Origin of the sequence: Lawsonibacter sp. LCP25S3_E2 (assembly GCF_052117285.1) — a bacterium.
Taxonomy (GTDB): Bacteria; Bacillota; Clostridia; order Oscillospirales; family Oscillospiraceae; genus Lawsonibacter.
The window spans coordinates 1-9,612 of sequence record NZ_JBQKJL010000033.1 but is presented as its reverse complement, the minus strand read 5'-3'; the positions used below and the strand labels follow the sequence as shown (position 1 = coordinate 9,612).

Sequence of the window (9,612 nt, the reverse complement as noted above, 5' to 3'; positions counted from 1 at the left end):
TCTCGGACATGGTTTGCTGTCTCCTTTCGAATGGTGTGTCGCGACTTCATTCTACCAGAGATCTGCAAACCATGTCTTTTTTGTTTTTGCGAAACTTATTCTACCTGACCGGCGTTTATCCGATCAATCACGCCCTTGATTCCCGCCCACAGAGACAGATCGGTGAAGATCTCCACGATACTTCCCCGATCGGTAAAGGGCGGCTCCTGGAGCACAGACAGATCCTTCATTACCCCGTTGTGGACGATGTACTCCACAATCTGGTTGACAAAGTAGATCTGCCGACTGTCCAGGTTGACATCGTTTAAGTACTGGGCAAAAGCCTCCTTGGCGGCGTTCATGTCCATGCCCACGATCTCCCGGACAAACTCCCCGAGGGGCTTCTGCCCAATCTCCGCCTCGTAGTCCTGCTTGGTGCCCACCTCGCTCCAAAGGATGTTCTCCAGCGCCTTCACATCCTCCGCCGTCAGCGGAACATTGGAGCGCAGCTTGGCAATAGCGGGCTTGTCCTGGTGCTGGCGCACATAGAACTCGGCCTTGGCCTTGTAGTTTTTCAGGTCGTCGTTTTCCAGTTCCGACTCCTTCCACTCCACCGACAGAATGTCGTCGGTAAAATTCGTGTCGTAGGGCTCACCTTTGGGAGGCAGATACTTCATAAGGCCTCGCAGGCACTCCCGGATATGCTCAAATTCATTGATTCTGGCATTGTCCAGGTAGTCGGTATGCAGGATCTTCTCAATGAGTTCTGACTGTGCCTGAATCTCCGGGATGTTAGCCACACCGGCCACGCTGCTGACCTTTTTGAACAGGTCGCTGCGAGCCTTGGCATACTTCTTCCCCACCAAATAGGCCAGCTCAATGCCATACATCAACGCATCGAACCGAACAGCACTGGCCTCATCTACGTCCGGCTGGAGCAGCGGAGCCACCTCATCCCTCAAACGGAGGGTGTCCTCATAGCTAAGGGCCTGGTAGCTGGCCGGATCGGCGAACTTCTCCACATACCGCAGGTGCTGCCGAACAGCAAAGTTTTCCCGGTTCAGCTCCTGCACCTTGGAGAGCATCTCCCCTACCAGCCTTTCCCGGAAGGGAATCAGCTCCTGAGTCTGATAGGCCAAGTCCTGGAGCTTGTAGACGATCTGGGCTTTCAGATAAAAGATGGCACTTTGCAGAGGCATCTGGCCCATCGTGGCCTTGCTCTTGTTCATGCGGAAAAATTCAAAATTGCCGCACAGGTCAAAGATATAAAACTTGGCCTTGTCCTCCCCGTCTATCAGTCCTGGACAAAGGCGGGTACCCCGGCCGATCATCTGCCAGAATTTTGCCTTGCTCATGACCTTCTTGAAGAACACCAGGTTCAACACCTCGGGCACATCAATGCCGGTGTCCAGCATATCTACGGAGATGGCGATCTGAGGGAGCTTTTTCGGATCAGAGAACTCGTCGATGGCGCTCTGTGCGTAGGTCATGTAGTTGTCGATGACCTTGGCGTAGCCGTGCAGATGGGGATACTCCTTGCCAAAGACTTCCAGGATCTTCTCAGCGTGGCGGTGGTTCTTGGCAAAGATGATGGTTTTGCCCAGCTTCTCCCCATAGTCGATTTTCAGGCCATTTTCCATGAGCAGATGGAGCACCTTGCGGATGGTGTCCTCATTAAAGACCCACTCGTTGAGTTTGGAGGAGCTGATCCGCTCGGGCATTTCACCATTCTCATCTGTAAAGGTATTTTCATATATAGCCCGCTCTTCTTCCGGGAGATCATCGTAGGCAATGCCCTCCTCCAGGAATTTCAGCTTGCTCTCCACGGTGAGGAAGTCCACCAGGAAGCCGTCCTTCACCGCCTGGGCCAACTCATAGCCGTAGGTGGGCATATTATGCTCCAATTCAAAGACTTCATAGGTATTCTTGTCAATCTCGTCCTTGGGGGTGGCGGTAAGGCCCACCAGGGGTGCGTCGAAGTAGTTGAAAATATCCCGGTACTTGTTGTAGATGGAGCGATGGGCCTCGTCACAGATGACCAGGTCGAAGTGGCCCACGGTAAACAGCTTCCCCTCCCCGTCCTCCACCGAGTCAATGCAGCGCATCATGGTCTGGTAGGTGGAAAAGACACAATGGGCCGTGTAGTTGTCCTTCTCCTCGCACAGGTTGGTCACGGAGAGGTCGGGCAGCAGATTCACAAAGCTGCGCTTGGCCTGGGTGACCAAAGAGTTACGGTCGGCCAGGAAGAGGATATTTTTCACCCAGCCGTGCTGGAGGAGCACCTTCACCAAGGCAATGACTGTCCGGGTCTTGCCTGATCCGGTGGCCATGACCAGCAGGGCCTTCCGGCGGTTCTGGGCCAACGCCTGACAAGTAGCTTTGATTGCCCCCTCTTGGTAGTAGCGACCTGCAATGTTGTGGTCCACCTGGATGTACTTGAGGCTTGTCCGCATGGCCCGGAGATTGAAAAGCTTCTCCAGATCCCGCTTGGAGTAGAAGGCGGCCACCCTCCGCTCCGGGTAGGCCCCGTCGTCAATCCGGGTGTCAAAGCCGTTGGTGAGGAAGATCACCGGGCGGCGGCCATATTTCTTTTCCAGTATCTTGGCATACTCCTGGGCCTGTTGGCGGCCCTTGGACGGGTCCACACAGGTGCGCTTGGCCCCGATGACGGCCAGGGGGCGGTGGGCGTCGTCGTAGAGTACATAGTCGGCATAGCCCACCTCGCTCTTGTTGGGCATACCGGGCAGTTCCACCTCATTGAGCCAGTCCTTCCCCTCTGTCCAGCCCGCGTCGGTGAGCATGGCGTCGATGTACAGCTTACGGGTCTTGTACTCGGACAGGTCCAGCGGCTTGGGGGTATAACTGGGCTGCTGGGCCTCCCGGCGGGCGGTGAGCTCGGCCCGGAGGGCCTCGTTTTCCGCCATGAGGGCGGCCAGATCCACCTCGGGCACGGGCACGGGAGCCGGGGCGGCAGTCTGCTGCTCCAGCAGGGCCGGGTCAAATTCTCCGGGCGTGTAAGTGGTGCCGTAGCAGCAGGCTATAAAGTCCATGAAGTACCAGAGATTTTCCAGGCATAGCCGGGATTGCTCTTTTGTAATCTTCTGGTTTTTATGGGCGGCAGCGTTGCCCGTCTGGCGGATGTATTTGAGGCGCTGCCACAAATCCCGGTCTACGATGGCCCGGAAGTCCTCAGTGTCCATGAGGCTAGCCAGACGATCGTCGTAGGGCATGACCAACCCGCCGTCCACGGAGTACATCCATTTGACGGCAAACTCCATACATCGGCGGCAGTTCAGCACACAGGCCGCCGGGTCGATGGTATAGATTTTTTCCGCCGCGACAGCGACCTCCCCAAAGGAGGTAAGTTGAAGGTCGGCGAGGAGAAAATCAAAGTTGGTCATAGTATCACCTATTCATATAAGCATTTCAATTCCATATGTCAATCATGTTGTATTACCGGCAAAAGCATTCCGTATACTCTCTTTCTTTTTATTAATATCAATTTCAGTATTAAGTCCTTTCTGTATTGCCACTTCCACATTAAATATGTTTTTCCCGCATGGTATGTGCATTTGCGGCAAATATTGTTCAATCTCTTTTTCATTTATTCCTAATTTACTCAAAATATCATATTTTGCCTCTTCTTCATTATCCATCCTCTCGTCCACTGTCATTCCCGACATACAAGAGCATTTAAAATTATACAAGAACAGGTGCGCATCAGGCTTAGAATGAAGCCATTGAAACAGCGCATTTCTCCATGTCAGGTCCGAATCTCCTAATGACATACCGTAAACACAAATGATATCACTGGATTCTATGGCTTTCTTAGCAGCATTCACTCGTTTTTTATCATAGCCAGCATTAAATTGTGTCTTAATAAACGCACGTTCTATTTTTTTTGAAAAATTATACTTTACTTGTGGTAGTTGCTCTAAGCTATCCATCCCCAGAACAACGTCATCGTTTAATTTCCCATGGATATGTATGATCTCATTAGAGTCTACTCTTATTGCATAACTTAAAACTGCTTCAAATATATCCGTATAGTTAAACGAAATAACTTGATAATGTGTTATTCCCTTTGACAGCCTTTCACTTATTTCATAGCTTATATCATGAGAAATCCCATCATAGAAAGATTCTATAGATTCAATCATCTCATCTTTTACTGAAGAGTACACAAAAGTATTGTTTAATTGCTCTTTTATCTTTTCCTCTTCCTCGAATAAATGTGTGTTCAAATACTTTTTGAAATCTCGCAAACAAAATAAGAAATCTTGTTCATTTTCATAATTTTTCATATCAGATGCCATTGCAACTTCAAAGTCCGCCCAAGTATCGATGTTTGCATCAATTCTCCTTTTAAATGCGGCAATGGTAGGTGACAGTGTCGGTATTCTGATATACCCGCTGTAGGCATCTCGATACGTGCATTTCATCCCGCAATTAATATCGAATCCATTTCCGATCATAAATGTTATATTCATGTCTCCCAATTCCTCTATCCAAAATATTTCTGCATCAGCGCCTTTTCCAGTATTTCCAGTTTATCAAGGCTCTGCTGAATCGTCAATTTAGATTCGTTGGTCTGTTTGAGAAATCGCAAGAACTTTTGTTGTTGCTCTAAAGGAGGCAAAATTATTTGAGATTTTAATATTCCATCCTGCCCGATAGTGGTCATAGTTGCCGTTTTTGATTGAGCTATAATCTGCTGTCTAAAGAAGTTGGTAGTAGAAAGTACCTGTATAAACTCAGGTATGCACTTTTTCAAATTCAACGGCACCCTAATTACATGGCACTCAAAAAGAACATTGTTTGGTGTATTTGGGGGAACGATTGATGCCTTTCCAATACCTTCTGCCACCAAAGAAGAGCGGCAGAAAAGCATATCTCCATACTTCACTCCGTATTTTTCTCTATCCTCAGAAGTTGCGTTGGTCTTTGGTAAATCATCAATATTGGAATACATTCTGTTTACAACATTAGCTACACCAAGTACTTGAACATTTCCTTCATCAATATAATCGTCTCTTTTTGCAAAGAAACCATTGCTAACCTTACCGCCTATAATTTCTTTGATTCCAACAATTGGCCATTCCTTCGGATTGCTTACCGGATCCCCAAACATCTCCACAAACCGAGCTTTCACCAGCAGGTCCAGCTTGTCCAGCTGCGCCCGGCGCTTGGCGATCAGGTCGCTAACCTTGTCCAGCGTAGCGGCAATGCGGCGCTGTTCCTCCAGCGGAGGAAGGGATATTTCAATATCAGAAAATTGAGTTTTATTAAGTATGGGAACAACCGCAGCATTAGCAATGTTTTGTAATCTATGTTGTTGGCTTTGTATGGCATAGGCTACATATTTTGTATCACATCTTTTAGTGTCCGGAATAATCGCATTTATTTGTTGATTGAAAGCGCACTCTATATTATTTATTGCAACTTTTCCAACAATCCCAATACATGTTACAAGAATACATTTCGGTGAAAGAATCCTTGCTCTTTCTCTTGCATATTCAGAAATATAGAACTCTGCCTCTGATAACATTGTGAGTTTATCTTCTTGGATATCACTCGGTTTAATAAAGGCAATATCCTTTGAGGCATAGTTTTCAACGTCTGCCGTTTTAGGTGTATTACCAGTAATAATTTGTCCAATATCCCCCAATCTTGCCATCACACCATCTCCTCCAGCTCCGCCAGGCCCTTGGTGATCTCCATCTCCAGCTCGTTGAGGTCGGCCAGAATCTCCTGGGTGGAGGGGTAATCCACGGGGACATATTCCACCTTTTTGTACTTGTTGATGGAGAGGTCATAGCCGTTCTGGGCGATCTCCTCACGGGGCACCAGGAAGGACTGCTCGGTGCGCTCACGCTCCTTCTCCCCCTCCCGGTTGTGGAACCGTGCCACAATGTCGGGGATGTCGTTCTCCTTTATCTCTGTGCGCTTGTCGTCCAGGGAGAAGCCGTCGGCCTTCATGTCGTAAAACCACACGTTATCTGTGCCGCCATGGCCCGTCTTGGTGAACACCAGCACCGCCGTAGACACCCCGGCGTAGGGCTTGAACACCCCGGAAGGCATGGAGATCACCGCCTCCAGCCGGTTGCCCTCCACGATCTCCTTGCGGATGTCCTTGTGGGCCTTGGAGGAACCAAACAGCACCCCGTCGGGCACGATGACAGCGCACCGCCCGCCCACTTTCAGCATTCGCAGAAAGAGGGCCAGGAACAACAGCTCGGTTTTCTTGGTCTTACACACCTTCAGCAGGTCGGCGGACACGATATCCGCGTCCAGGCTCCCCTTGAAGGGGGGATTGGCCAGGATGAGAGTGTACTTCTCCCGGTCTGTGTTCTGGTCGCTGAGACTGTCCCGGTACTCGATGTAGGGGTTGTCAATGCCGTGGGTCATCATGTTCATGGCCCCGATGCGCAGCATGGTGCGGTCCATGTCGTAGCCGTGGAACATGTGGTTCATGTAGTGGTCTTTCTTCGCCCGATCGTAGAAGATTTCCTCTTTCCGGTTCTCCTTCAAGTACTCCCCTGCCGCCACCAGGAAGCCGGAGGTTCCGCAGGCCGGATCACAGATCACATCGTCCGCCCGTGGGGCCATCATATCCACCATCATACGGATGATGTGCCGGGGGGTACGGAACTGGCCGTTGACGCCGGCGGTGGCAATCTTGGACAGGAGGTATTCGTAGATGTCGCCCCGGACGTCGGCTCCCTGGAGCTGGGCCAGCTCATAGATCTCGTCCATGGCGGTGACAATCTTATCCAGCATCAGAGGCGTGGGAATCTTAAAGATGGCGTCCCCCATGTACTTGGCATAGGCGCTGTCCTTGTCGGCATGGAGGTTCTTGATGAAGGGGAACACCCACTCCTGCATAACGGAATACATCTGGGAGGCGGGGAAGTCATGGAACACTGACCACTTGAGCTGATTACCCGGTATGGTTCGCTCCCCCACCTGCACCTCATCGGCAAAGATGCTCTTGTGGGGCAGGCCCAGCATGGCGCACTCCTTGGCGCGTTGGTTGTCGGCCGCGTCCAGGTCGTGGATGAACATCAGATAAGTCATCTGCTCCACCACGTCCAGAGGGTTGGTAATGCCGCCGGTCCAGAAGGTCTCCCAGAGGCGGTCAATTTTGTTTTTCAGTTCGCCAGTGATCATGTCTCCTACTCCTTGCTCACCTATAGGGCAGCTACCCACAGGTTTCGTCTATTGTTGTCATTTTACCATTTTCCAGCTCAGGACACAAGGTTACGACGGGAAAACGGAACATGAGAAACTCCCTGGACGGCATTTCGTCCAGGGAGTCAAATTATTTACTATGCTCTGGTATAGAAGGTTGCCCTCCCCTTCCCATGCTTGACGAGGACACCCTCATCCACCAGCTTCTTGATGGAGCTCTCCACTGAGGTCTTGCCCAAAGTGGGGCACAACTCAATTAGATCGGCTTTGGTAAACTTACCTAGCTTGCTCTCCGCTGCCTGCCGAACGATCTCCAGCGCAGAACGCTTTCCGTCCACCAGCTCCATCCGCTCATCAAAGTCCCGGTAGGCTGCCAGGATCACCGACAGCAGATACTTGATAAACGGCGTAGGATCGTCTTTCCCCTCCTGCCAGCCGTGCTGGCTGGCCTCCAGCGCGTCATAGTAGAGGTCTTTATTCCGGGCAATCTTGCTCTCCAAGGAGATGTACTTGCCCACATAGTATCCGCTTCGATAGAGAAGCAGTGTGGTCAGCAGACGGCTCATTCTACCGTTTCCATCGTTGAAGGGGTGAATACAGAGAAAGTCGTGGATCAGCACCGGAATCAAAATCAGCGGATCAATCTCCTGGGTATCAATGACACGGTTGTAGCTCTCACAGATCTGCTCAATGGCACCCGGCGTCTCATAGGGCGGAAGCGGCGTAAACAGCACAAAAGTATTACCTTGGCTGTCCGTGGCGCTGATGTAGTTCTGGGTGTTCTTGAACTTACCGCCGATGTCTTTCTCTGAGTAGTGGTACAAATCCCGGTGGAGCTGTAAAATATAATTGGGACGGAGCGGGATATACTCGTAATTCTCATGGATGGTATTCAGCACATCTCGGTAGCCCATGATCTCCTTCTCATCCCGGTTTCGAGGCGTGGTTTTATCCGCACACAGCTGCTTGAGCCTGGCATTGGTGGTACGGATGCCCTCAATCTCATTGGAAGCCTCCGTGCTCTGCACCTTGGTGATCTCCACCAGCTTATCCAGTTCCGCTTCCCGTTGGCGCAGATACATCTGCTGGCGACCCTTAAACTCGTGGATCTGGGCCACATATCCCAGAATCTCGCTATCCCAGTTGCGCTTCTTCAGTTGTGTGTAATCAAACTGGCGCACGGAATCTCCATCCTTCACATTTTATCTCCCAAATCATATCACAGTTTGGGAGATAATTCAATGTGCTTTGCTATTTATCGCCCGTTTTTATATCGTATCCGGGAGAAAATAAAATATACTTTACGCATAGCTTCTATTTATTCATACTGCCCCCTGGCCTTTCGAGACTAGGGGGCAGATTTTCCTGGGATTCAGCTTGTAAGAGATTCCATGGCCTTCTTAAATTCCTGCTCCGCCGCCTGCATCTCCTGTACAAAACATTGGTAATCAGGGGTATGATTGGGTATCTTCAAGCCGTGCTTTATGACGGTCACATCGTTTCTAGGGCTCACATCGCCTTCGTAAGTAGATCCCCGATTCATTTTTAGGCGCAGATTTGTGCCGCCGACTGCTTCCGGATAGAAATAAAACCCAGACTTTGCGTCAAACCGGAACATATATGCCAGAAGCTGCAAATAGTCTCGGTTTCCGATATTGTCGATTGGCTTGTACTTTGCATCGGCAATCACACGGTTTTCCCTGTTTTTACTGATAAAATCAGGATAGATAAGACCTATATTTCCAGCAAACAGTCGCTGTGCTCCACTGCCGGCCTTGTTCATGGGGTGGTAGAAGAAATCTCCGATGATCGTACTGATATACTCTTCCCATAGCCATGCCCCGTCAAATAGGATTCCGTATACCTGGCGTGAGCCGGTGCCAATCTGATGCTTTTGATGCTGTAAAATCAAAATGCACAGCTGCTGCAGCGCTCGATATTCACGGTAATAGGCATGTCGGACCACATTGTTTTGGTTTTCTACGATTACCTTACGTCTGTCATGCGCACGGTAATTCTGTGTCACTTCCACGACCAGTTGGACCTCGTCCTTTACTTTGGCCAACAGATTATAACCATAGGGTCTTTGTCGGATAAACTCAATGGTGTGCCGTACCAGCTCCATCAGATCATTGTCATAGGAATATTCCCTCTGATCATAAGCTACATTCCCTACAAAGGGAATATTCTTTCTGATGTGCCTGGCCACGTCAATAGTACCTTTCACATGGCTGTCATTATAGCAGTTTCGTACATACGTCTTAAATGGGCCTTTCCGCATAGCTGTTTGAAGGTAATGCGGAAATAGAAATAAGAGCAGATGGAAGAGTTTATGTTATGAGACAATAAGATATCCCTGAAAATGCCAACGCAAAATCCTTGAAATTGCCAAAAAAATTCCCTGGTCTTGCCACAAGAAAATCCCTGTAAAGGGAAAAGGCA

At 49.8% G+C, this 9,612-nt stretch carries 6 protein-coding genes; all 6 read right to left on the bottom strand.

Annotated elements, in window-relative coordinates:
- Positions 1 to 95: 95 nt before the first annotated feature.
- Positions 96 to 3,380: a DEAD/DEAH box helicase family protein gene (locus tag ACTQ3R_RS15840; protein WP_441780146.1), complete on the bottom strand. Its 3,285-nt coding sequence runs from the start codon at positions 3,378 to 3,380 to the stop codon at positions 96 to 98.
- A 42-nt stretch (positions 3,381 to 3,422) separates the two neighbouring features.
- Entirely contained in the window at positions 3,423 to 4,469 is a 1,047-nt protein-coding gene (locus ACTQ3R_RS15835; protein WP_441780145.1) for an AbiH family protein, read from the bottom strand.
- A 14-nt stretch (positions 4,470 to 4,483) separates the two neighbouring features.
- Positions 4,484 to 5,656, bottom strand: a complete 1,173-nt coding sequence (locus tag ACTQ3R_RS15830) for a restriction endonuclease subunit S (protein WP_441780144.1) — start codon at positions 5,654 to 5,656, stop codon at positions 4,484 to 4,486.
- A complete protein-coding gene (locus tag ACTQ3R_RS15825) occupies positions 5,656 to 7,149 on the bottom strand; it encodes an N-6 DNA methylase (RefSeq protein ID WP_441780143.1) in 1,494 nt (497 codons plus the stop codon). The genes ACTQ3R_RS15830 and ACTQ3R_RS15825 overlap by 1 nt, the downstream gene beginning before the upstream one ends.
- A gap of 158 nt (positions 7,150 to 7,307) precedes the next feature.
- Positions 7,308 to 8,369, bottom strand: a complete 1,062-nt coding sequence (locus ACTQ3R_RS15820) for a Fic family protein (RefSeq protein WP_441780142.1) — start codon at positions 8,367 to 8,369, stop codon at positions 7,308 to 7,310.
- Positions 8,370 to 8,542: 173 nt separating this feature from the next.
- Entirely contained in the window at positions 8,543 to 9,490 is a 948-nt protein-coding gene (locus tag ACTQ3R_RS15815) for a 5-methylcytosine restriction system specificity protein McrC (protein WP_441780147.1), read from the bottom strand.
- Between the last annotated feature and the right edge of the window lie 122 nt (positions 9,491 to 9,612).

Coding starts and splice junctions, on each gene's coding strand:
- ACTQ3R_RS15840 (WP_441780146.1), bottom strand. CDS start 3,380: ATGACCAACTTTGATTTTCTCCTCGCCGACCTTCAACTTACCTCCTTT.
- ACTQ3R_RS15835 (WP_441780145.1), bottom strand. CDS start 4,469: ATGAATATAACATTTATGATCGGAAATGGATTCGATATTAATTGCGGG.
- ACTQ3R_RS15830 (WP_441780144.1), bottom strand. CDS start 5,656: ATGGCAAGATTGGGGGATATTGGACAAATTATTACTGGTAATACACCT.
- ACTQ3R_RS15825 (WP_441780143.1), bottom strand. CDS start 7,149: ATGATCACTGGCGAACTGAAAAACAAAATTGACCGCCTCTGGGAGACC.